Consider the following 24,827-nt stretch of genomic DNA (forward strand, 5'->3'; position numbering starts at 1 on the left):
GGGACACTATGAATTCCTCAAACTATTGAACAATACAGCGCTGTTCCGTAATCGTTTTAGGCCACTAGTGGTTAGAAACAACTATGGAACAACACCACAATAAAAATAAAAGTTCATGGGATTAACCATGAAAAACGGCCGGCCTAAGCCAGCCGTTAGAGGCTGTTTTAATCAACAACCTGATAATCTCAGATTAGATTTCAGTCAGACGAGCTGTATCTTCTGCGATTACTAGTTCTTCGTTAGTCGAAACAACCATTGCAGGAATACGGCTGTTTGCAGAAGTAATAGTACCTTCTTTACCGAAACGTGCTTTAAGGTTAGCTTCGCTATCTACTTCAACACCTAGGATAGCTAGACGGTTAAGAACCATCTCGCGGATAGGTGCAGAGTTTTCACCGATACCACCAGTGAAAGTAATTGCGTCTAGACGACCTTCTAGTGTTGCAGTGTAGCCAGCAACGTACTTAGCTAGACGGTGACAGAATACGTCCATTGCACGCGTTGCTTCTTCTTTCTCGCCGTAGTTGTCTTCAACGAAACGACAGTCAGAAGTCACTTGAGTTAGACCTTGTAGGCCAGACTCTTTAGTAAACATAGTGTTGATTTCAGCAACGCTCATGCCTAGCTTGTCGTGTAGGTGGAACATAACAGCAGGGTCTAGGTCACCACAACGTGTACCCATAACAAGACCTTCAAGAGGAGTAAGGCCCATAGAAGTATCTACAGATTTACCGTTCTTGATTGCACATACAGATGCACCGTTACCTAGGTGACAGTTGATGATGTTTAGTTCATCTTCTTTCTTACCTAGTAGCTCAGCTGTTACACGCGTGATGAACAGGTGAGAAGTACCGTGTGCGCCGTAGCGACGGATACCGTGGTCTGTGTATAGGTTGTACGGAAGAGCGTATAGGTACGCTTCTTCTGGCATAGTTGTGTGGAACGCAGTATCGAATACAGCTACGTTTTGTAGTGCAGGGAATGCGCTCTGAGCAGCTTTAATACCAATGATGTGAGCTGGGTTGTGAAGCGGTGCGAAAGTCGCAGCGTCTTCGATACCTTGAAGAACTTCATCAGTGATAAGAGCAGAAGCAGTGAATTGCTCACCACCGTGAACTACACGGTGACCGATAGCTGCTAGGCTGTCAGCAAGTTCAGGCTTAGAAGCAATGATAGTATCTACCATGAATGCTAAAGCTTCTTCGTGTGCAGCACCGTTACCAAGCTGTGCTTCGTGCTTACCATCAAGTTTCCACTTGATGCGAGCTTCTGGAAGGTGCAGACATTCTGCAAGACCTGTTAGGTGTTCATCACCTGATACAGGATCAACGATTGCGAACTTTAGAGAAGAGCTACCGCAGTTAAGTACTAGAACCAGCTTAGACATGAGAGTGACTACCTATAATCTGTCTGAAAGTTGATATTCATTCGAATAAAAAAGTACCCATAGAATAGACGACTTTTTATACAGCCGATCTAATCTGGGTCAAATTCGTGTCTATCCGTAGAACTGAGAATTGAGAAACCCACAATCCTGGGTCATCCTTGAGGTTGCCTTAGAGTTGCCATAATAGAAATTACGAGCAACAATTAATTGAGGCGTGCTGTAGGATAGCGATTGTTACGCAATATAACAAAAAGATTTTTAGAAAAGTTTAATTTGAATCAAGTTTATTATCACTTAATTTGAATTGTTGTACTAAAATTTGAAGTTTGGTGTTTTATGAGTCGAAAATCGATTTGGTCACTGCTCCGTAATGGGCAGGATTACATGGCTATATGGCCAATGCGCAAAGAACTGGCTCCTATGTTCCCAGAGCCGCGCTATATTAAAGCGACACAATTCGCAATTCGTGTCATGCCAGCAGTAGCTGTGATTAGCGTATTAAGCCAGATGGTGTTCCACAATTATGATGCGATTCCACAAGCGATGATTATTGCGCTGTTCTCTCTGAGTATGCCGCTGCAAGGTTTATTGTGGCTTGGCCGACGCAGCCGAACAGATCTGCCACCATCATTAGCGACTTGGTATCGTGAACTTCATGACAAGTTAGAGAATGAAGGTAATGCGATGCAGCCAGTGAAAGCGAAGCCACGGTATTTGGAATTAGCGCAAGTATTAAATCTCGCGTTTAAGCAACTTGATCGCACCTCGCTTGAGCGTTGGTTTTAATCTTGCCTAGATAGCAGATAGCAGATAGCAGATAGCAAAAAAGCCCAGAAATGGGCTTTTTAGTCTCTTAGCTTAATAAAGCGAAGATTAGAACTCGTCGTCTTCTAATAGTTGACGTTTTGCACGAGCAGCTGGCTTAGCCAGAATCTCAAGGTAGAACGACGGTTGTGCTGCAGCTTCAGCGTCATCGATGCACTTGTTGATTTCTTTTACGTGGATCACTGTTGCTTCTTGCTCAGTGTTACCAAACTTACAATCAAAATCCCAGTAATCTGCACCCTGTGGAAGCGCTTTGTTACGCTCGCGTTTCAGGTATTTCTTCACTTCGTGCTTAACAGCTTCTACAACGCGTGGAACGGCTTTTTTTGGGTGAGTTAAAGCAAATGTTTTTTTCATCGTTTTCCTAAATCAAATTTGGGCACTGCTATGCAGGCGCTGATCACATTTTACTTCAATTTAGCGTCAGAGGCGATAATGAATCTATTTTGAGCAATCACAAGTTAAAAAATAGCCCACAATTAATGCAGGCCAATCCTTATATGTGTCTTTTTACGGTTGTGATTCCGCATTTTTCATTACTTAGTTAGCTTAATAACAGACTGTCATCTGCTAGTTCTTCGCCGCGGACTTTGCTAAACATTTCGAGCAGTTGTTTTACATCCATCCCTTTGCGCTCTTGCCCCATCACATCTAACACTATTTTGCCTTGGTGTAGCATGACAGTACGTTCTCCGTATGCCAGTGCATCTTTCATTGAGTGTGTGACCATCATTACCGTCAGATTAAACTCATTCACCACGGTATTAGTAAGCGCTAGCACAAAAGCAGCCATGCGCGGATCAAGTGCTGCGGTGTGTTCATCAAGCAATAGCAGTTTACTGTCTGCCAAGGTTGCCATAACGAGGCTAACTGCTTGGCGTTGACCGCCAGACAATAAACCTATGCTATCGCCTAAACGATCTTCTAACCCAAGGCCAAGAATACTGATGCGCTCTTGAAATAACTTTCGGCGGTTAGATGACAAAGCATGTTTCCAGCTACGACGCCCACCGCGTTTGTAAGCTAACGCCATATTTTCTTCTATGGTCAGTGATCCACATGTTCCCGCCAGTGGATCTTGAAAAACACGAGCGGCATACCGCGCACGCTCATGGACACTGTGGTGGGTGACATCAATATTATCGATCAGCACATGGCCGTCGGTCATTTGGGTTTCGCCACTGATCGCCCCTAACAGGGTTGATTTACCTGCACCGTTAGAGCCGATAACGGTCACAAACTGTTTTTCTGGCACTGTCAGTGATACGCCACGTAATGCGGGGTTTTCTAATATTGTGCCTTCGTTGAAGGTAACGCGAATATCGTTTAGTTCTATCATTTTATTACCTCCGAGTTAGGCTAAATTCTTGGTGTGAGAGGGGGCATTTTTGCGCTTTCTTTGCTTGGCCTTCTTTTGAAATGATGACTTCAACTTAGGCGCGATAAGGGCGGCTGCAACTAAAACGGCGGTGATTAAATTTAAGTCGGATGCTTGTAGTCCAAACATGCCGCTACTGAGTGCGAATGCAACGGCTAAGCGGTAAAGCACTGAACCCAAAATAACGGCAACAACGGCAACCCAAATCTTTCGGCCTGGGATTAAAGTTTGTCCTAAGATGACCGCAGCAAGGCCGACCACAATTGTGCCAACGCCTGATGTCACATCGGCAAAGCTATTGGTTTGTGCAAATAACGCACCAGAAAAACCAACAAAACCATTAGACAGCGCAAGACCAAGGTAGGTATACAAGGCGGTATTGCCCCCTTGCGCATTGACCATACGGCTATTAACGCCTGTTGCACGTAAGCCGAGGCCAAAATCACTCGCCAATAAACGAACAATGAACCAAGCACTAAACAGAACCAGTAAGAACACCATTGCTAGTCGCAGCACGCCCGAATCAAAACCATGATCCATGGCAAAAAATTCAAGTGGTGTAAAGATAGTCTCTTCGCCGAGTAGTGCTAAGTTAGGTTTTCCCATGATACGAATATTGATGGAAAAGGCGGCAATCATGGTGAGGATGCTGGCCAGTAAATGCAGGATCCCACAACGAATGGCAAGAACCCCGGTGACTAAACCACAGAGCCCGCCCGCAATAATGGCAAGCCCAGTGGCTATCCATGGGTTGATACCAGCCACAATGGCGGTTGCGGCGACAGCTGCGCCCATCGGAAAGCTGCCATCAACGGTTAAATCGGGAAAGTCGAGTACGCGAAAAGTGAGGTAAACCCCAAGCGCGACCAAGCCGTAGACGAGGCCAATTTCAAGCGTACCGATAAAGGCGAAAAAAGACATTAACTGCTCCTTGTCTTTGATACCACAAGTCGGGGGGAGCCTACTTGTGGCATTGTCCTTGTGTTTATTTTAAGAGATTTTTAATCGAACGGCTGTTAATAGAACTGCTTTTAATATATCTGTGTGGCGCTCGATCTTAGATCAAGTGCTGACCACGAATTAACGGTTTCAGTTAATTCGTGGTGTTTAGCGGCTACTGTTTAATAGAGGTCGCACGTTTAAGTACTGACTCTGGCAATGTGATCCCTAGTTTTTGTGCGGCAACTTTGTTTAGGGCAAGATCAGAACCTTTAGCCACTTTCACTGGGAGTGAAGAGATCTTTTGCCCTTTCAGGAGAGCATCAACATAATCTGCGGTTTGCATGCCCACTTGGTAGTAATCAAATCCTAGTGCTGCAAGAACACCGTTTTCGACATAGGTTGTTGATGCACCAATGATGGGTTTATTGGCTTGGTTAGCGGCATTGACTAGACCATCAATTGCACTGGCGACCGTATTATCAGTTGGGGCGTAAATAACATCCGCTTTTGAAGCGACAATTTGCGCGGCTGATTGTACATCTGCACTTTTTAGTGCTGTGCCCTCAACAACCGTAAAGCCTTTTTCTTTCGCCGCGGCTTTCAGCAATTCAACCAGTGCAACAGCGTTGGATTCACCAGGGTTGAACACCACACCGATACTTTTCATATTCGGTACAAGCTCGTGCATTAAATCGACATGCTGTGCCACAGGAGAGAGGTCAGATAATCCAGTCACATTACGTGCGGGTTTATCCATGTTTTTGACTAATTTGGCTCCTACAGGATCGGTAACGGCAGTAAAAACAACAGGGATAGAACGAGTTGAAGCGGCAAGGGCTTGCGCCGTTGGTGTTGCAATACCGACTAAAACATCCGGCTGCTCACCAACAAGTTGCTTGGCAATTTGTACCGCAATCGCTGGGTTACCTTGCGCTGTTTGGTAAGTGAATTCGAGGTTCTCACCTTCGATATACCCTTTTTTCTTAAGGCCGTCGAGTAAACCTTGGCGAGCTGCATCTAAAGCGGGATGTTCAACAATTTGTGATACTGCAACGTGCGCGGTTTCGGCCACGGCAAGCGATGACGTTGCCATTAATGATGCGGCAATACAGACCGCAGATAATAATTTATTTCCTTTCATACTTGCTCCTTGCTGTGTTCCGTTCCGTGTGTTTTTTATCTGCTGGTATCAGCAATTTTATTGGCTTGGAATAATGTTTTAGCGCAAAGAGAAAAGAAAGAACATCTAAATTTTAACAATATTGAAACATGCAAAAGGCAAGAGTAACTGCATTTTAAGTCTATAGTAGAGAATAATATTACAACGAGATATGACGGGGTTCATTAGTGTCTAAAATGTGAACTGACTCTGAAATATCATTCTTTATTGGAATATTCATCCATGAGTGAGGATATTTCAGATTATGTTCAGTTTGCTGACAGGATATGCGGCGATAATGCATTTATAGGGCTATTTATTTTCCCATAGGATGGAAGTTTATGTGGCTCCTTGAGATACAGCTGTATCTCTCCCAATGAGTCCCAGTACCTCGCACTACATAAGTAGAGTGAAGTAAAAAAGCTTGGCCGCCGATGGGACTCAATCCACCCTACTCATCATGACTTCCTTAAATCGCCACTTTGCGATTCAGAGCCTTATTCGTAGCATTGTAATGACTTGTTTCGACCATGAATCTTCGTCATAGCTGCAATCATCTTTTCTTTACTCATGTATTGTTTCGGCAATGGCTGCATTTCAACCTGATAATCTGGCGCTCCTTGCTTCAAGACCGTTTCAGAAGAAACTGGCGTGACCATCACAACCTTTAAGTTTGGATTTCGCGAAAGAATACGTGACGCAGTACCTAGCCCTTCTTCAACATGGAATCGACCCGCTGTGTGTAATATCTGGGTATGTGGATGCGTCGCCAAATAATTCACCATGCTTTCTGCCATCGTGTCATCCCAGGCTGTTTGCGCGGCAAATTGACGTTTAGTTTGTGCTTCATCCCCATGGTGCATCGAGCTGATGAATTTATCTTGATAGGCATCTTCCGCCAGTGTCAGTGAGCCTGCAACCCAAGTTCGTTCATTTGTCGGTAGGCGATTTAGGTAAGTTTCACCGTATTTACCAATGCAACGAACGATAGGCTTTGGTGCGTTGGCAGCAATGACATCAAGATTATTGGTTTTCGCAAATTCAACCAAAGGGCGATAGTCAGAGATGTAATTTGGCCATGCGTTAGCGTCTTTGGTTAAGCTTGCTTCACCAATTTTGTTTGCCAGATAATCATCAACAACCCCTTGCTTATCACGAGTGAATTGTTCCATAGAAAGCGCAAGATTCGTGTTTTGGCTGTATAACGCAGCAAGTAACTGTGCTTGTAATAAATGGGCTGCAGGATGGCCATGCCATTCACCGACTAACACTATGTCTGCATCTTGGATCTGGACGGCTAGTGCAGAGAGAGAAAGCACTTCACCTTGAGGGGAACTAATAGTGTAGTCATAAAAAGTTGGCGCGAGAGTGTTTGCTGTTACAGCGCTGGGTATGGCATTAATTGTACTTGGTGATGATGCTGATTGTGCCGAGCAACCAACTAATAAACTAATACAGCTGAGAGAAAACCATTGTTTCATGCTTTTCATTAAATATTCCCAAACCTTAGGTGTGCAGAGTGTTTGCTAATTGATAGCAGTAACTTTAACTCTAGATGAAAGGCTGGATAATAGAGCAGATGAAATTGATTCTCAATATTTAATGAGAATCAATTTCACTTGTAATGATTAATTCGTGGTGCGAGGAAAAAACAGCTTACAGGCTATTTTTTCGGTAAACACGGATTGAAAAATCAGCTTCACAACGAAACTGTGTTGCTTTGGCCAGTTGTGCCCATACCGCCTCTGAAGTTTTCCAAGCAAATGGAGTCATTTGCATCAACGCAGTGGCTTCGTCACCGTTTAGGCTCATTTCGTAATGAAGCTGCTCATCTTCAATCAGTGTAAACCCTTCAATATTCTCTGGGGCTATATCATGCAGGCGCACGTCTGAATAAATGAGCTCTTTTAATTGATATAAATGTCTTGCAGCTGGTGTCACGGTCACCAGCAGGCCATTTTCTTTGATTGTGCGTTGAAGCTCTTCTTGGCGACAAGGGGCATAAATGCGAACAACAGCATCTAGAGAGTTATCTGCGAAGGGTAACCTATGGCTAGAAGCAACGCAGAAATGACATTGAGAGTAACGTTTTGCTGCGTAACGTACTGCTATTTTTGAAATATCTAATCCATGAATGCTTAAATCAGGGTGTTGTTCGTTCAGCTTAGTAAAAGCTGAAGTGTAGTAACCTTCTCCACAACCTATGTCCAATAGATTGGTTGCACCTTGTACCATGTTTTTATTTAGCGTGTTAACAACATGATCACGCAGCGGTTGGTAATGATCGGTATTTAGGAATAAACGACGCGCTTGCATCATTTCCTTATTGTCTCCCGGGTTTTTAGAGCTTTTATGATGCGCGGGCATCAGATTCACATAGCCTTCTTTTGCAAGATCAAACTGGTGATTATTCTCGCAGCGCCAAGTGTTGGCTTGTTGAGTAAGTGGTTGATGACAAAGAGGGCACTGATAAGGCATGAATTTAACCGAGATAAAAATGAGAGCTCTATTGTAATCCTCCGACAATCCAGCTGCAACTAACGGCTTAAAGCACATTTATGCGTTGCATGTTTCATATCTAGCATCAAGAAATACGATCGGAATCACAAACAAAAACAATTATTTCTGAATACAAAACAACGCTGTTTTTATTCAGGGTTGATTCAGGTTAAATCGCTATCTTAATGCGTAATCCGAGTGCTTAATGTACTGATAAAGACATAAATACTTGGCTTTTTTTGCTCCAAAAATGTGTAAGTGCCCATGCTTTTATAGGAAATTCGATGGCATCAGGGCTTAGTCATCATTCATGGATGAAAAGCAAAATTATTCGGTTTGTTCAAGAAAGATCCACTGCCGTGAACATGCTGAGTAGGGATAACTAAAAATAATATTAGGACTCAGAAAAATGAAAAAAACAATTCTAGCAGCACTACTTCCAGCAATGCTTGTAGCAGGTACTGCACAAGCTGCATCTGTATACCAAGCTGAAGACGGTTCAAACGTAGACGTATTTGGTCGTCTAGGTTTTAACGCACATAACCGTACTTCTGGCGATAACGCTGATGGCGATATGCGCGGTAGCTTCGATAACCGTCTAGGTTTTGGTGGTTCTCAAACTATCAACGATCAAATGTCAGTGATCGGTTGGGCTGAATACCAAATCGGTGCTGCTGAAGGTTCTAACGCAGGTAACGATAGCTTCACCGCTCGTTACGTGTGGGCCGGTGTAGACATGGGTAACATGGGTAAAGTTACAGGTGGCCGTGTGGCTTCTGGTCTTATCATGGCGACAGACATTGCTGATGTATTCGCATCTTCAGATGTTAACCTTGCAAGCCAAGCTAGCGTAATCAACACCAACGCAACTCAAGTTTTCCGTCAAGATGATACTATTCAGTACCAAAACAGCATCGCTGGTTTTGATATGTCTGCGGCGTACATCATCGGTAACGATCGTCTGAAAAATGGTTACAACCTTGCACTACGTTACACATTAGACATGGGTAACGCAGGTAAACTAGCTCCAGTTGTTGGTTACCAAAGCAACACTGCTGAAGATGGTACTCGTGAAATTGTTAACGGTTCAGCGACTGGCTCTGAACTAGATAAGAACGATTTCTGGGTTGTTGGTACGCGCTACTACTTCAACGACCTAATGCTAGGTGCGGTTTACTCTGAAGACAAAGTAAGCTACCGCGGCAACGTTGAAGATACTAAAGATAAAGGTTACGAACTAACAGCTGTTTACGACTTCCAAAACGATTGGGTTGTTCGTGGTGGTTACCGTGACTACAAGAAAACATCTGGCTCAACTACAGACAGCAAGATGAAAGATTGGACTGCTGAAGTTCAATACAAACTAACAGATCGTTCTTCTATCTTCACAAGCTACATCTTACGTGATGGCGAAGATAACTCTAAAGCAAGCAATGCTAAATACGATCTAAACCAAGATTACTACAATGTTGGTCTACGTTACGAATTCTAATCGAATCGTAACTGTTAGAAATATACTGCTTTAAGACAAGCCAGCGTGAGAACGCTGGCTTTCATCTATCTGATACTTTGGCAATCAAGCACTTAGTTAGTAAGGGAAGGGAATGAAAAAGACATTAATGGCACTGACATTACCAGCATTATTGGTTGCGCAAGCCGCTTGGGCCGATGTGATGGTGAAAATGCCTAGCAATTTTGAAATATTGGCAACGGAACAAGTACGTATCAAAAGGGCAACGAAACAAGTAGCACTACCAGAGGGCGATCAACATATTCTGGTGCGTTTTGATAGTCCTACTAACCCTCACTCAACGGCGCAGTCACTAGGGTTTGTCAGCTCTAAGCCTATTCTTGTGAGTTTTACTGCAAAAGACGGTGAAGTGGTGTCGTTGGTGCCACCAAGAATTGATACTCAGCAAGAGGTAAAAACGTTTGCTCGCCAACCAACCTTTAAGCTTGTTGATGCAAAGGGAAACACGGTTGCGCATGAATCGACGAAGATACTGTTCGAAGGCTCACCAATGACGGCGGATTACAATGCGATTTTAGCTGATCAAATTGTATCACCTGCGCCTGTTTTATCTTCAACTGCGGTTGCTGGAAGTGGTGTCGCTGCGGTTAATGCCGCGCAAATAGACGTGAACAACTTAACCCCACAACAGGCTGATGCCTTGCTACGAGATTTGTATAAAAATGCGGATGAAAAACGTCGCAAAGACTTTATGCGCTGGGCGTTAGGACTATAACTGGTGAGCACGTTAGCATATTAGCGCTAAGCGTAAGATAGCTTTAAAGAAAGCCCAGAATTTCTGGGCTTTTTCATTGGTGTTGTTTGTTCTAGCAGCTAGATTGAACCTTATATTCTGCTTTATCGAGACTGTGTTTTTTCATTCTCAAATACAGCTTCTTCCGAGGGATTTGTAAGTAGCTTGATACTTCGTTAATACGACCTGCAAACAAGTAAAGTGCGTCTTCAATCACTTGTTTTTCGTAGCTATCAACTAAATCATCGAGTGGACTACTCATTTGATCTAGTGGTTTAGTGCGTTCTTGTCCGGCTAACTTAACAATACCTATCGCATAAAGCTCCGCGACATTTTTAATTTCTAAAACGTTTCCTGCCCAATCATGGCGATTCAGGGTATTGATATACGCTTTATCCACCGACGGTAATGGTTTTTTCAGGGTTAAACAGCTCTGTTTCAAGAAGTGCTTAAATAGCATGGCAATATCGCAAGTACGTTGCTGGATTGTTGGCATGCTTAAACGAACCTGACTTAAGAAGTAGAACAACTCAGGCAAGAATACTTCGGTTTCCACTTGTTGTTCAGGGTTGTTATTGGTGACGGCCAATACGCGTACTTCTTTTTTACCCTGACGTTCTTGCTCTAACAAGAAACGACATAGCCATTGTTGGGTTTCTTTAGGCATTTCTTGTGGGTTGTGCAAGCATAGGGTACCACTGCGCGCAGAAATCATGCTGCGCTGTAAATCAGGTGTCGTGCTGACTGCGCTGCCTTTTAATGTCACGTAAGGGCCTTGGCGAATGTGGCTACCATCGTGTAATAATTTCGCGACGGTGCTGCGACCCGTACCTTGGCAACCTTCGATCAGTACATCTTTGAGGGTTGGTGCTGTTTCAGCAATTTGCTCGCGGATTTTTGTGATCAGCGGACTATCGCCAAGTAAAATGCTACTAGCTCCTTTAAGTAACGTAATACGTTGCTCGATCGTTTGTTGACGGCGAGGTAAAAAGCGTTCAAGCAGGGCTAATAATTGCTCTGGCTGTAATGGCTTTTGCAAGAAGTCGATCGCGCCTTTTTTGACGGCATCGACAGCCATTGGGATATCACCGTGACCAGTGATCATAATGACAGGCAATTCAGCATCTAAGTCTTTGATCTGTTCGAGCAATTCGATACCGCTGAGCCCTGGCATGTACATATCCGTTACGACTACACCTGCCCAATCTTTATGGAGCATTTCAATCGCTTTAGTCGGATCGGTAACAGCAAGTGCACTATAACCAGCAATCTCTAAAAGGCTTTGATATGCCTCAACCACATCTTGGTCATCATCAATGACCAGCACTTGAATATCATTAGTTATTTTCATGTGTAGGTAACTCCAGTATCACCATGGCGCCCCCCTCGAGGGCAGACGCGAGGGAAATGCTTCCCCCAAATCGGGTCAAAATTGAGCGGCAGATGCTTAAACCAAGGCCTAATCCCACATCTTTTGTTGTGGTGAATGGCGTGAAGAGTTTCTCCATCATGGTGGCATCAAAACCTTTACCTGAATCACTTACAGCGATCAGGGTGGTGCTATTGTCTTGCGATAGTAAATGGACTCGAATGTGGCGATTATCGCAACTTGCGACAGCATCACAGCTATTTACCAATAAGTTCACTAATACTTGTTCAAATTGCACGTCATCGGCATTGATTTTCAGATCTGGCGATATTGCATTTTCGATTGTTGTTTTTTGTACTCGAGCTCGTCCTTCAACAATCTGCATTGCTTGCTCGACCGAGTCACTGACCGCAATATTTTTTAATGGGTTATCAGCGGATTGTTTTTTAGAAAAGTTGCGCAGGCTCGCAATGATACGGCCCATACGTGCGGTTAAACCTTCTATTTTTTCAAGACTGCTCGGCAATTTATCAATTTTGCTTTGCTTAACCGCCATTTTAGTCGCAAAAACATGGGTAGAGATGGCTGATAAGGGTTGGTTTAACTCATGTGCGAGTGATGTCATAGTTTGACCCACAACCGCCATTTTAGCCGCTTGAATTAATTCATCTTGAGTTGAACGCAGATCTTGTTCAATGCGTTTACGATCTTCAATTTCAGCACGAAGCTGGCGGTTGCGATTGGTCAGTGATTCTGTTTTTTCATACACGATACTTTCGAGCCAGCGGGCGGCTTTTTCTTGTTCGGTGATGTCTGTCATCGTGATGATAACTTTGTCTGTCGTTCCTTGTTTAAACAGGCGAAAGTCGAGGCGTAGGTAGAGATGCTCTTCGTTGTGGTAATGCTTGAGCGTCAGGTTACAGGCCCCGTTTTCTAGCAGTGGACTAGCAGGGTGGAATAGTGACTCTAGTCGCGAATCAATATTACTATTAAATAGCTGCCATACCACCATGTTTTCAGTATTATCTTTTTGATGTTTAAACAGTTGTTGGGCACTTGAGTTGACCGATTCGACATGACCCGCCAAATCACAAGTGATGATACTGGCTTGTGTATTGTTAATCAGATTAAGTGCGTTAGTGCGTTCCATTTCTTGCATTTGAAGGCAAAACTGACGCAAGCTTTCGCCGATCAAACCAATCTCATCATTACCCGTTACTTGAATTTCAACATTTAAGTTGCCTTTAGTGACTTCATGTAAATGCCTACCTAGTGTATTCAAGCGTTTTACAATTCCTCGGCCAACTAAGTAAATAGACAAAATAATGGCCATTAAAATGGATAAACAAACGGCACCCAATAATATTAAGTTACTGATAATGATGGCATTTCTTGTCTGGTCGTTTAGGTCGATTAAACTGGCGTCTGCATTGGTAACCATCTTTTGAATTAATGCTTCTTGGCGTGCTAAACGCTGTTGAATATCTTGTTCGTATTGATTTATGGCGTGGTAGATTTCAGAATCTTTTCGTAACTGCTGTTCTAGCTGGCCATTGGGGGCAACGATAGCGATCAGATCATTCAAATGCTCACGATAGGTTGAGGTTGAGGGGTAATGGCTCAGTTGTTCGCTCATGGTTTGAACTTCTGCGATCTTGTAGCCAATAAAGTAAAATGCGTTGCTGAGATCGCGGCTATGGTGCTGCAAAATAATTTCTTGTGCTAACTGGTGAAGTTCGTTTTCTTTGACCGTGATGGATTGAATCAACGAGAACTCAGTCATAACATCAATGATCGCATTGGTGTCTATGATGTTGGGTAGCATACGGGTAAGTTGCCATTCTACTTCTTGCTGTAGCAGGGGTAATTCATTGATTAAATCTTGGTGTATCCAGTGAATATTATTTTCGACTTGCAACAGCGTATTACGCTGAATATTACGCTGCTCAAGTTGTTGCGTGTATTGGCTTAACGTATCTGCTAGCCCTTTCTGAGTCGCCAAAATGGCATTGTATTGCTCCATGCTGACGGTGTCTTTAATGGCTAAATTGATAAGCTGGAGCTTGGCTGTGATTTTTTGCTGTAACTCTTTATGCACAATAGGATCGGTATTCATACTGATCTTATTTAGTGCCGCTTGAAGTCCCGCAGTATTACGTTCTAGCTGATAACTCGAACGGAGTGTCGGCATGTTTACGGTGACAATTTCTTCAATATGATCGTCTAGCGTTTCCCAGTTATACACAGCAACGCCACTCACCCCGATCGTTAGCATTGCCATAAAGCCAATCGCGAAAATGAGGCGGTTACCAATGGTATTCACATTAACCATGATGATAGACCTCGAGCTCCATCACGATATCTTCGGTTATTGCGATCGAAGCGTTGAGTTGCTCATACATATCTAGACACCATAAGTGACTGTCATTTAGCCCTTGGTGTTTTTTGCTCGATAGCTTGCTACCATTTTTCAGAATGTCTTTAAGATCTTGCTCTGAGATTGGAGGGGTTGTTGCAAGCGTTATAGCTTGTTTTAACTGCCGCTGTTGTTGTTGCGTAAGCTGGCTAAATGTTTGTATTTTATTGATCAGTAGCCAAGCTTTATTGTGTAGTGCCAGTGAGTGAACAATTGTATGAGTAAACAGTTGTTTCACAATAACCCCACGTTGCTTGATCAATGCGTAGTCAAGGCGCTGACCTTCTGACAGCACGTTATGATCATGTGAGTGAGGGTAGCGCTGATGGATTTCTTGCTGTGGCGATTTATTACTTTGAAAAGATTCAATGTATTGTAAAAAAGGCACTGTTTTATCTGAGTGATGTAAGTTTTTTATACTGCCCATATAAGCGGGTAAAACAGGGCTGTTCGGTTGGTAACTAAAGCCAATAAAAGGGAAAGGCTTCTGAGTTCTGAAGGCGAATACATCCATAACAGGCGCAACACCAACTAAACCACGAGATATTTGGTCTGTCACATTAAACATGGATACAGAAGCGAGGTTACCGCTGATTTTGTACAACAGTTTCCAGCCTGCTTGCCAGCCGTAATGCTGCAAAATACTTTCAACCATGTAATGACTAGAGATGGATCGCGAAGGCGTTGCCATGATTAAGTGCTGAAAATATTGTGGATGCGTCAAGCTTTCCCAACTGCTTGGTCGGTCGAGGTTGTGTTTTTCTAAATAGCGTTGATTCCACATAAATCCGTAACGGGAATAGCCTAGTAATGCGATTTTTTTATTAAATTGTTGAAGGGTCGCTTTTACTTCTGCATTAGCAAATTTTTCACTGACGCTTGGTAATTTCATTAATGCATTGCTTTGTTTCAGTTGCTCAAAAATGGGGATCGAGGTTGAAATCACCATATCAATATCGTGCGTAGAATCATTGAGTAATCGTAAAGCGGCATCTTCGTGGCGATGCAATATCTTTATTTTTACATCTGGATATTTGGCCTGATAATCCGAAATTAATGTACCCAGTGAATTTTGACTGAAAGTTGTTAGCACAATAAGAGGCGTGTTGTAAGCAAACACAGCCTGTGGGAGTAGCATCAATAAAAGAGTAATCAAGCGGTACATAGGAATAACGTCATGTTGTGTGGTTAGCGTTAGAGGCTAATTAAATTTGATGCTTCATGAATCAATGTATCGGGTTGTTGCGGGGGATTATACTGAAAAAAAAGCGTGAGAAAGCATTCTTGAGCTTGGATAGGCTTTTATTTGAAAACTTGTTTTATATGTGTTGATAGTGACTCATTTGTTGGTTATCTGTTTATATTAATCACAAAAAACTGGAGCAAGCTCCAGTTTTAGATCGCAATGAAAATCGTGTTATTTCGATTTACGCACTAAGAATTTGTTGTAGCTCTGTCGCACATAGGTGGTACTGGCGTGGACAATTGCGCCATGTTTGTAGCATGCGTTGGTATTTATCAAGCATTGCAACTTGGCTGTTGAATTGGTGCTCAGTTTTATCAAACTGCGGGTACAAACCTTCTTCTTCTGTTAGGAAGCGAACATAGTGTACCAGTTGAGATTCAGTCGCAGCGTCAAAACCTAAGAATTGAAGGCGGCGTGTGTCGACTTGACTTTGATCGCCTTCATTTAACATTTTGTGTGACTCTTGCATTGCGTGGTGCATTTCCATGAAATCGATCACTTGGCGGCAAGTGTTCTCGCTCATGTTACCGAAATCTTTATCTAGTTCACGCATTTGTAAACCGTAGCCACGTTCTACAATTGTTTGTAGACGACGGTACTTTGCTGCGTTCTCAGGTGTTAACTGAGACATAAGGTAATACTGGTTAGATAAGATTAAGCGTTGTGCGTTGGTCATTTCCATGATGATAGGCCTTTAATATTTTTTATCTTCTGACGCTGAGATTAGCAGTTTGGATGTAAAAAAACATGATCTGACTACATGTAGCACATGTTTTTTTGTTAAAAAGTATAAGGTGGTGAAAGGTTAGTCATCTGTATGCTATTAATGCTATATAACCTTATATTTAACAAGGAATTGAGGTGTTTGAGTTACGCTAGATGCTGCTTTAATTTGGTGTGTCTGCATTGGTATTTTTAAATACCAAGCTTGACAGCAATATGAATTCCTAACAGGTATCAATATTCGTTTTTTGTGAACATTTGAACACAAGTGGGAAATTTTGACGCCTGAATATTATGCAATAAACGATGCTTTTGTTGGATAATTTTGCAAACGACCTGCTGTGCATTGAACAATTGTATTCTTCCCTTTACCCTTCCGCGCCTGACGAATAAGTCGGTAACTCACAAATTGCATTAAATCCCCGATAACTCGGCCAATATAACGGCATTTTTGAATGTTGTTTTATCAGCGAAGAATGAGAAGTCGATTGCTAGGATGGCATGGATCAAGGAGAGCAAAAGGAAATCGAGCGCATTTGGTATTGATCTTACTAACCCAGTTTGTGGGTTGAGGATTGATGAAACGAAGCGAGCAATAATTATTGTTCGATAAGATGAGTAATGACAATGCAATTGATTTCTGGTTTGGTCGGTATTCTGGCTTTAATTTTAATCGCTTATTTTTTATCAGAGAAGCGTTCACACATTAACTGGCGTACCGTGTTGGGGGCGCTGGCTATTCAAATGACTTTTGCCGCTATTGTTTTGTATAGCGAAAATGGTCGTGCCGCATTGGGTGAGTTTTCGAGTGCAGTACAGAACATCATTAATTTCAGTAATGAAGGCATTAGCTTTTTGTTTGGCGGATTAGTATCAGACAAAATGTTTGAGCTGTTTGCTGGCGGTGGTTTCATTATGGCTTTCCGTGTATTACCTGTAGTGGTCTTTTTCTCTGCTTTTGTCGCGGTATTGTATTACCTCGGTATCATGCAGTTACTGGTTGGTACTTTAGGTCGTGCTTTATCAAAAATGTTAGGAACAAGCCGTGCTGAATCTATTTCAGCTACCGCCAACATCTTCCTTGGTATTTCAGAAGCACCACTCACGGTTCGTCCTTATATTGCACGCATGACACGTTCAGAGCTTTTTGCCGTAATGGTGGGTGGTATGGCATCGGTTGCGGGTTCAGTGCTTGTGGGGTATTCACAAATGGGTATCCCATTAGAATACTTACTGGCTGCATCATTTATGGCAGCGCCTGCTGGTTTGATGATGGCAAAGCTTCTGATCCCTGAAACAGAGCAAGCGTGTGATTCTGCTGAAAGTGCTGAAGACGAGAAAAAGCCGGCCAATATTATTGATGCGGCAGCGCAGGGTGCTCTACAAGGCATGCAACTAGCACTAAATATTGGTGCGATGTTGTTGGCTTTCATTAGCTTGATTGCGATGCTGAACGCATTATTAGGTTGGGCGGGTTCATTAGCTGGTTTTGAAGGGCTTTCGCTCGATCTGGTGTTTGGCTACTTATTCTTACCATTTGCTTATATTGCGGGTTTATGGGATTTCGACGCTGCCCAGCAAATGGCCACCTTATTTGGTACCAAAACTACCATTAATGAATTTGTGGCATTTTCCCAACTTGCGCCAATGATTGAAAGTGGTGTGCTAGATAAGCGTACTGAAGTGATTATTGCGTTCGCATTATGTGGTTTTGCTAACTTTGGTTCGATAGCGGTGCTATTGGGTTGCATGGGGCTGATGGCTCAAACGCGTTACGATGAAATTGCTAAGCTAGGTATGAAATCATTAGTCGCAGCAACCTTAGCTAACTTGTTGAATGCAACGGTAGCAGGATTGTTTATTTCGCTGACGCTTTAATCACAGTGAAATGATTGTTATTGAAAGATTTAGTGTCGACACTAGGTTTCGACACTAACTATCGAAACAAATAAGTATCGAGAGACAATCGCGATAATCTAAGTCGATAAAATAACAAGGCCACGCAATGCGTGGCCTTGTTGTATCTGTGGCTATTGGAGGGTATCAACTCAGGCCAATAATGTTGCCATCAGCATCAATATCAAGGTTCATAAAGGCCGGTTTTTCAGGTAAACCAGGCATCGTCATGACATTACCGCAAAGGGCGTAAACAAAGCCTGCACCCGCACACAATTTTAGTTCACGAACCGGAATGATAAAGTCACTAGGTGCACCTTTAATGCTTGGGTCATGACTGATTGATAGTGGCGTTTTTGCCATGCAAACCGCTAAATTATCGTGACCTTGTGCTTTAAGTTCTGCCAGTTGTTGCTTCGCTAGTTCTGATAATTCAACCCCACGACAGCCATAACCAACTTCGGCGACTGCCATTAATTTTTCTTCTAATGGCTGTGATAATTGATACAGCGGCTTGAAGTTAGCTGGTGTTTCACACGCTTTAACAACGGTGTGAGCAAGTTCTACAGCGCCTTCACCACCTTTACCAAAGGCCTCGCTTAAGGCGACATCAACATAGGTATCAAATGTCTCGTTAGCGATCATCTCTTTAAGTTGATTGAGCTCCGCATCACTGTCTTGTGGGAAACGGTTAATGGCAACCACTACAGGTACACCGTATTTAGCTGCGTTATTGATGTGCCATTTAAGGTTGTCAAAGCCAGCAATCAGCGCTTTCTCATCAGCGTCAAAAATAGCATCTGGTAACGCTTGGCCTGGACGTAGGTCGTATAACCCTGAATTTGCTTTCAAGCCACGAAGTGTCGCGACGACCACGGCACAGTCAGCACCACGACCTGCTTGTTGTGCTTTGATATTACAGGCTTTCTCAAAGCCCATATCAGAACCAAACCCACCTTCTGTGACTGTGAATTCACTGAGCTTTAGTGCTATACGATCGGCAATGATAGATGAGTTACCGTGCGCAATATTGGCAAATGGCCCCGCATGGATCAGGGTTGGTACACCTTCCAATGTTTGCATCAGAGTTGGTTCAATGGCTTCACACATGGTTACTGCCATGGCGCCTGCAACTTGCAGGTCTTCTGTTGTAATAGGCTGACCATCAAGGTTGTAAGCCACCACAATGCGGCCTATACGTTGGCGCATATCGGCAAGGTCGGTAGAAAGCGCCAAAATAGCCATTAATTCCGATGCTGCAGAGATATCGAAACCATCTTCACGCTCAATGCCGTTGATGGTTTTACCTTCTTCGTTTTTACCGACAGTGATCATGCGAAGCGCACGATCGTTATGATCCATTACTCGACGCCAAACAATACGATTGCGATCAATTCTAAGCGTGGGTAGCCCTGTTTTTTCGCTAAACACATCAAAGCCATGACGCTCTTCATGGTATATGCGCGCATCAATGGCTGCAGAAGCTAGGTTATGAGCTGCCGTTACCGCATGAATATCACCAGTCAGATGGAGGTTCAGTTTTTCCATAGGTGCAACTTGCGCGTAACCACCACCAGCAGCGCCGCCCTTAACACCAAATACAGGACCCATTGAAGGCTGGCGAATACAGGCTATAACGCGCTTGCCAATCTTAGCTAATCCTTGAGATAGGCCAATAGTTGTGACTGTTTTACCTTCACCTAATGGGGTTGGTGTAATGGCAGTAACAAGAATCTGTTTACCTTCTGGACTGTTGGCTAGGCGCTTAAGAATCGACGTTTTGACCTTGGCTTTTAACGTCCCTTGAGGCGTTAAATCTTGCGGTTCAATACCCGCATTAAGCGCAATTTGGTCAATAGGAGTGAGTGCGGTGTCGCGGCAAATTTGAATGTCGCTTTTCATGTGGGCTCATACCTTTTTAAACAATGGGGAAGCACTGCTTTGAGCTGCTATGGCAGGTCACGCAATCGTTTGCGGTGGCTTTATACCACAATTTTATCACGGTTATATAGTTTTATTCCGATATATCTGTTGTTGATTTGTTGGTGGTTATAACACTATCAAAAAGCCAATTCCGAGAACTAGCTAAAAGTCTTGGTATTAAGGTCTTTGTCTGTTGTTTCAATTTTGTTAAATGTGTTGTTGGTAACAAAATTAATTTTATGGCGCTGAATAACCACCCAGATTATTGGTCGTAACTACTCAGGAGGATGAGGATTTACGATAGGCAGACTTGAGGGGGGATAGATGTAAAGCCGTTAACCTGCCTATTAGATTAATAACCGTCAGTGAGCTGCTGGGTGAAATGAGATTGCAAGTAGTCGAGCAATAAACGCATCTTCTTTGAATCGGCAGCGCGAGGCGGATAAACACCGTAAATATTAATATCACTAAGCTGATAATCATCCAAAATAATCTGCAACTTTCCTTCTTTCACTAATGGCAATGCATCGTATTGTGGTAAACGGCCAATACCATGTCCCCCAACGACAAAAGCGGTTCTTGCTGAGGCGCTATTGGTGGTAATACTGCCTTGCATTTTGACATTGTAAGCGCGTGTCCCTTTGGTCAGCGTTTGAATTTTTGAAGTCTTTTTATATACCACCCATTCATGATGAGCCAGTTCCGCTGGGGTTTGTGGTAGGCCATGTTGGCTAAAGTAGGAAGGGGCGCCACAAAGGGTATTCTTCATCGTCATGAGCTTTCGGGCATACAAGCCTGAATCCGCCAAAGGTGCACCACGGATTGCTAAATCAATGCCTTCTTGAATAATATTCACAATATCATCAGTCAGATTTAGGTCGATTTCTATTTTAGGATATAGGGTTTTGAAATCATTTAGTGCTGGCACTATGGTGTGCATGCTGATGTTAACAGGGGCGCTAATGGTAATTTTGCCTTCCGGCTCTTCCCGTAAGTTTTCGACTTGTTGATTGGCGGCGGAGGCTTCTTCACTGATCCGTTTACAGCGAAGGTAATAGCGTTGGCCTGCATCGGTAAGGCTGATGCTACGGGTCGTACGGTTTAAGAGTGGGATCCCAATATGATCCTCGAGCTTCTTCAGGTGATAACTCACCACGCCTCGGGAAACCCCTAGCTGTCGAGCGGCGGCAGAAAAGCTGCCTTGCTCTACTATTTGGGCAAAGACCACCATACTTTTGAGCTGTTCAAATGATACGTCCATCGCTTTTCGCCCCTATGTCTGCCTGATTTGTTTATTGGGTTCGTGTACCTGGCTCAAGTTGTATTGAGGTCATCACGTCTGCTGACTTTAGCAGAACAAAGGCTAACATTGATCTAATTATTAGAACAATGATGCCAAGTTTATCGCCATTGTCTGAATCTAAGGGAAGGCATAGACTTTCGTTACTTGCTTAATCGGACGACACGAGGCGAATAATGAAAATTCTAATGGTTCTGACTTCACACGATAAATTGGGTAATACTGGGCATAAAACAGGCTTTTGGGTCGAGGAATTTGCCGCACCGTATTACCGCTTTTTGGATGCGAATGTAGATATTACCTTAGCGTCTCCTGCGGGTGGGCAGCCTCCTATTGACCCGAATAGTGAACTTGAACAATCACAAACAGATGCCACTGTACGCTTTAACCAAGATGCAGATGCCCAACTGGTGCTTGCCAATACCCTGAAATTAGCCGATGTATCTGAACACGACTACGATGCTATTTTTTATCCGGGGGGGCATGGTCCGTTATGGGATCTGGTTGATGATGCAGACTCAATTGCCTTGATTGAATCGTTTTGGCAAGCCCAAAAGCCAGTTTCTGCTGTGTGTCACGCACCTGCTGTGTTACTTAATGCTAAAGACCAGCATGGTGAGTTTATTATTTCGGGTAAAGCGGTGACAGGCTTTACAAATTCAGAAGAAACGGCTGTTGGTTTAGCAGAAGTAGTGCCATTCTTGCTCCAAGACGAATTAGTAAAACGTGGTGGACAGTATGAGTCTGCACAAGATTGGCACCCTCTAGCCATTCGAGATGGCAAGCTGATCACTGGGCAAAATCCTGCCTCGTCAGAAGCAGTCGCGGAAGCGCTGTTAAATGCTTTAAAATAATTTAATTGGCTATACCGCTAGTGGAAGAATCCCCTTAGCGGTATAGCCTTTGCATTCATAATAACGATATCGTAATCACGAAAGGAATGAGCAATGCTTAATTTCACCTTCCACAACCCTACTAAAATTTTCTTTGGTGAAAACCAAATTGCTGCAATCGCCAAGCAGATCCCTGCTGATGCTAAAGTCTTAGTGACCTACGGCGGTGGCTCTATTAAAGCGAATGGGGTTTACGATCAAGTAAGTAGCGCACTTAAAGATCACCAATGGAGTGAGTTTTCTGGTATTGAACCTAATCCACAATTCGATACTTTGATGAAAGCTGTCGCGCAAATTAAAGAACAAGGCATTACTTACTTACTTGCTGTCGGTGGTGGTTCTGTTGTTGATGGTACTAAATTTATTGCAGCTGCTGCGCGCTTTGAAGGTGAGCAACCGTGGGATATTTTGGCGCAGCATGCCAAAGTAACAGATGCAGTACCTATGGCTTGTGTGTTGACCTTGCCAGCGACAGGTTCAGAGAGTAACACAGGCGCAGTGATCACGCGTGGCACCACTAAGTTAGCGTTTATGTCGCCTCATGTTCAGCCTTTATTTGCTGTTCTTGACCCGAAAGTCACGCTAAGTTTATCTGAGCGCCAAGTGGCGAACGGTGTGATTGATGCTTTTGTTCACACCATGGAGCAATACTTAACATTCCCAGTGAATGCTAAAGTACAAGATCGTTTTTCAGAAGGCCTATTGCTGAATTTGATTGAGGAAGGTCCAAAAGTATTAGCAACTCCAGATGATATGGAAGTGCGCTCTAATATTATGTGGTCTGCAACGATGGCACTTAATGGCCTGATTGGTTCGGGTGTTCCACAAGATTGGAGCACACACATGATTGGTCATGAGTTGACTGGTCAATATGGTATCGATCATGCGCGTACGCTGGCGATTGTTTTACCTGCCGTTATGAAAGTGCAGCGTGAGCAAAAACGTGGCAAGTTAGTGCAATATGCACAACGCGTTTGGAACATTGTTGATGGCACTGAAGATGAAATCATCGACCAAGCTATTGCGAAAACAGAAGCCTTCTTCAAGGCTATGGGGATGCCAATTCGCCTAAGCGATGCGGATCTTGATGCTGCAAGTATCGATGTTCTCGTGGCGCAACTAGAAGAGCATGGCATGACGACATTGGGTGAGCATGGCGACATGACATTGGATGTTAGCCGTAAAGTGCTAGAAGCCGCTTTATAACCGAAATTCATTTCGGCAATACGTATTGAGTCAGTGCTGCTACTGGCTCAATAGCGATAATATCTAAAGCCCTGTGAGTATACACTGACAGGGCTTTTTGCATGAATCATTCCCGCTCATTTCTGTCAAACTGATAGTATTATTACAGATTAATGTCGTAGTAAGTTGTATCGTGGACTTTATTCTATGGGCAAGTTATTGAATTATATAGCCCGATATTGGTGTGCCACTGTCGATAGCTAAAAGTGAAAACTGGCTTTCCATTACTGGTGGTTTGCTGCTGTAATACTTCTCTTTATTGTGCGTGCTCAGCCTATAAAAAGAAGATAAATATAATATGAATAAATCAACCAACAACCAAACAGCGACACATGCGATGGCGATAGAAGAGCCTGTTACCAAGTGGCAGCATACTGCGCTGCTCTCACTCTTTATTATGGCTAGCCTCATTAGCTTTATTGTTGTGATGATTGAAGCGAATACCCGTTAATTAGGCATCAAAAACGGCAAGACTGATAAGCTCAGATCTATTGCTGTGTTTTGATGACTGTTCAGCGGTTATAAAAAAGGAGAGCACATGCTCTCCTTTATAAATTGATTGGGTTACTTGTGAACCAATTAGTACATCACTTTATGGCCGTAGCTTGCGAGAATACTTTTGATGTTTTCCATCGTTTCTTTTGGCGGCGGATTAACCCCCGTTAGTTGATACTCAAAGCCCATCGCTTCCCACTTGTGCTCGCCAAGTTGGTGGTACGGCAATAATTCAACTTTCTCGATATTATCCATGTCTTTGATGAAATCGCCCAGTAAGTGCGCCGATTTTTCATCGTCAGTGTAACCAGGAACAACAACGTAACGTAGCCATGTTTTTTGACCGCGTTTGTGCAGGTAGCGGGCAAAATCTAAAACACGTTTGTTAGGTACGCCCACAAGGTTTTGGTGAATAGAGTCATCCATTTGTTTGATATCAAGCATGACTAAATCAGATGCATCAAGCACTTCATCAATCACGTCGGTGTGCTTACGAATGTAGCCATTGGTATCAAGACAAGTGTGAATACCTTCAGCTTGAGCGGCGCGGAAGAAATCACGAACAAATTCAGGTTGCAGCATGGCTTCACCGCCTGATGCCGTTACACCACCGCCAGATGCTTTCATAAAGTGACGGTAAGAAGTGGCATCTTTCATGATCTCTTCAACAGTAATCTCTTTACCGTCGTGTAAGTCCCATGTGTCGCGGTTATGGCAGTATTGGCAGCGCATTAAGCAACCCTGCATGAATACGATGAAACGAATACCTGGGCCATCAACGGTTCCACAGGTCTCGAAAGAGTGAATACGACCTTTTACTGACATTGTTTTACTTCTCCGCAGTGGTGCGTGTTTTGCCTGTTA

The 24,827-nt window shown here is 43.4% G+C and carries 21 protein-coding genes; 7 read left to right on the forward strand and 14 right to left on the reverse strand.

Annotated elements, in window-relative coordinates:
* Window positions 1-193: 193 nt before the first annotated feature.
* A complete protein-coding gene (locus tag OCU87_RS04040; protein ID WP_094957297.1) occupies window positions 194-1,390 on the reverse strand; it encodes an acetate kinase in 1,197 nt (398 codons plus the stop codon).
* Between the two features lie 336 nt (window positions 1,391-1,726).
* On the opposite strand from OCU87_RS04040, the gene yfbV reads away from it, so the two are divergent.
* Window positions 1,727-2,176, forward strand: coding sequence for a terminus macrodomain insulation protein YfbV (gene yfbV, locus OCU87_RS04045; RefSeq protein WP_261857875.1), 450 nt, complete (start codon window positions 1,727-1,729; stop codon window positions 2,174-2,176).
* Window positions 2,177-2,263: 87 nt separating this feature from the next.
* On the opposite strand, the gene OCU87_RS04050 is transcribed toward yfbV, so the two are convergent.
* The 6 genes from OCU87_RS04050 to rlmA all read right to left on the reverse strand — a co-directional run bounded on the left by OCU87_RS04050 (window position 2,264) and on the right by rlmA (window position 8,172).
* Complete coding sequence (locus tag OCU87_RS04050; protein WP_062688071.1) at window positions 2,264-2,572, reverse strand: DUF6172 family protein; 309 nt, start codon at window positions 2,570-2,572, stop codon at window positions 2,264-2,266.
* Window positions 2,573-2,759: 187 nt separating this feature from the next.
* On the reverse strand, window positions 2,760-3,554 hold the full coding sequence (locus OCU87_RS04055; RefSeq protein ID WP_094956852.1) for an ABC transporter ATP-binding protein: 795 nt from the start codon (window positions 3,552-3,554) through the stop codon (window positions 2,760-2,762).
* 15 nt (window positions 3,555-3,569) lie between these two features.
* Window positions 3,570-4,514, reverse strand: a complete 945-nt coding sequence (locus tag OCU87_RS04060; RefSeq protein ID WP_062688072.1) for an ABC transporter permease — start codon at window positions 4,512-4,514, stop codon at window positions 3,570-3,572.
* A 193-nt stretch (window positions 4,515-4,707) separates the two neighbouring features.
* Entirely contained in the window at window positions 4,708-5,676 is a 969-nt protein-coding gene (locus OCU87_RS04065) for an ABC transporter substrate-binding protein (RefSeq protein ID WP_261857876.1), read from the reverse strand.
* A 515-nt stretch (window positions 5,677-6,191) separates the two neighbouring features.
* Window positions 6,192-7,175: a ChaN family lipoprotein gene (locus OCU87_RS04070; protein ID WP_261858342.1), complete on the reverse strand. Its 984-nt coding sequence runs from the start codon at window positions 7,173-7,175 to the stop codon at window positions 6,192-6,194.
* Window positions 7,176-7,350: 175 nt separating this feature from the next.
* A complete protein-coding gene (gene rlmA / locus OCU87_RS04075) occupies window positions 7,351-8,172 on the reverse strand; it encodes a 23S rRNA (guanine(745)-N(1))-methyltransferase (RefSeq protein WP_062688073.1) in 822 nt (273 codons plus the stop codon).
* A gap of 430 nt (window positions 8,173-8,602) precedes the next feature.
* Between rlmA and OCU87_RS04080 the strand changes: the two genes are divergently transcribed.
* On the forward strand, window positions 8,603-9,685 hold the full coding sequence (locus OCU87_RS04080) for a porin (protein WP_062688074.1): 1,083 nt from the start codon (window positions 8,603-8,605) through the stop codon (window positions 9,683-9,685).
* A 112-nt stretch (window positions 9,686-9,797) separates the two neighbouring features.
* Window positions 9,798-10,439 carry a DUF2057 domain-containing protein gene (locus OCU87_RS04085; protein WP_062688075.1) on the forward strand — a complete coding sequence of 214 codons (642 nt, stop codon included), beginning with the start codon at window positions 9,798-9,800 and terminating at the stop codon, window positions 10,437-10,439.
* 91 nt (window positions 10,440-10,530) lie between these two features.
* Here the strand turns inward: OCU87_RS04085 and OCU87_RS04090 are convergent, their stop codons facing one another.
* From OCU87_RS04090 to OCU87_RS04105, 4 genes are all read right to left on the reverse strand, one after another.
* Window positions 10,531-11,808, reverse strand: a complete 1,278-nt coding sequence (locus OCU87_RS04090; protein ID WP_062688076.1) for a sigma-54-dependent transcriptional regulator — start codon at window positions 11,806-11,808, stop codon at window positions 10,531-10,533.
* Window positions 11,795-14,158 (reverse strand): ATP-binding protein, encoded by a 2,364-nt coding sequence (locus OCU87_RS04095; protein ID WP_261857877.1) that lies wholly within the window; start codon window positions 14,156-14,158, stop codon window positions 11,795-11,797. Before OCU87_RS04095 ends, OCU87_RS04090 begins: the two co-directional genes overlap by 14 nt.
* On the reverse strand, window positions 14,151-15,407 hold the full coding sequence (locus OCU87_RS04100; protein ID WP_261857878.1) for an ABC transporter substrate-binding protein: 1,257 nt from the start codon (window positions 15,405-15,407) through the stop codon (window positions 14,151-14,153). Before OCU87_RS04100 ends, OCU87_RS04095 begins: the two co-directional genes overlap by 8 nt.
* A gap of 262 nt (window positions 15,408-15,669) precedes the next feature.
* Window positions 15,670-16,170 (reverse strand): YfbU family protein, encoded by a 501-nt coding sequence (locus tag OCU87_RS04105; RefSeq protein WP_062688079.1) that lies wholly within the window; start codon window positions 16,168-16,170, stop codon window positions 15,670-15,672.
* 668 nt (window positions 16,171-16,838) lie between these two features.
* Here OCU87_RS04105 and OCU87_RS04110 point away from each other — a divergent pair.
* On the forward strand, window positions 16,839-18,089 hold the full coding sequence (locus OCU87_RS04110) for a NupC/NupG family nucleoside CNT transporter (RefSeq protein WP_062688153.1): 1,251 nt from the start codon (window positions 16,839-16,841) through the stop codon (window positions 18,087-18,089).
* A gap of 165 nt (window positions 18,090-18,254) precedes the next feature.
* Here OCU87_RS04110 and OCU87_RS04115 read toward each other — a convergent pair whose 3' ends face one another.
* A complete protein-coding gene (locus OCU87_RS04115) occupies window positions 18,255-20,009 on the reverse strand; it encodes a formate--tetrahydrofolate ligase (RefSeq protein ID WP_261857879.1) in 1,755 nt (584 codons plus the stop codon).
* Between the two features lie 373 nt (window positions 20,010-20,382).
* Complete coding sequence (locus tag OCU87_RS04120; protein ID WP_261857880.1) at window positions 20,383-21,291, reverse strand: LysR family transcriptional regulator; 909 nt, start codon at window positions 21,289-21,291, stop codon at window positions 20,383-20,385.
* 215 nt (window positions 21,292-21,506) lie between these two features.
* Here OCU87_RS04120 and OCU87_RS04125 point away from each other — a divergent pair, with 215 nt between their 5' ends.
* The 3 genes from OCU87_RS04125 (at window position 21,507) to OCU87_RS04135 (ending at window position 23,919) form a co-directional block, all read left to right on the forward strand.
* Window positions 21,507-22,184: a type 1 glutamine amidotransferase domain-containing protein gene (locus OCU87_RS04125; protein ID WP_261857881.1), complete on the forward strand. Its 678-nt coding sequence runs from the start codon at window positions 21,507-21,509 to the stop codon at window positions 22,182-22,184.
* A 93-nt stretch (window positions 22,185-22,277) separates the two neighbouring features.
* Complete coding sequence (locus OCU87_RS04130) at window positions 22,278-23,429, forward strand: iron-containing alcohol dehydrogenase (RefSeq protein WP_062688081.1); 1,152 nt, start codon at window positions 22,278-22,280, stop codon at window positions 23,427-23,429.
* 337 nt (window positions 23,430-23,766) lie between these two features.
* Window positions 23,767-23,919: a hypothetical protein gene (locus OCU87_RS04135; protein ID WP_157072536.1), complete on the forward strand. Its 153-nt coding sequence runs from the start codon at window positions 23,767-23,769 to the stop codon at window positions 23,917-23,919.
* A 128-nt stretch (window positions 23,920-24,047) separates the two neighbouring features.
* On the opposite strand, the gene pflA is transcribed toward OCU87_RS04135, so the two are convergent.
* The gene (gene pflA / locus OCU87_RS04140) at window positions 24,048-24,788 is read right to left on the reverse strand and encodes a pyruvate formate lyase 1-activating protein (RefSeq protein WP_062688082.1); all 741 of its coding nucleotides are present in this window, start codon (window positions 24,786-24,788) and stop codon (window positions 24,048-24,050) included.
* Window positions 24,789-24,827 lie beyond the last annotated feature (39 nt).

Origin of the sequence: Photobacterium sanguinicancri, from assembly GCF_024346675.1 — a bacterium.
GTDB lineage: Bacteria > Pseudomonadota > Gammaproteobacteria > Enterobacterales > Vibrionaceae > Photobacterium > Photobacterium sanguinicancri.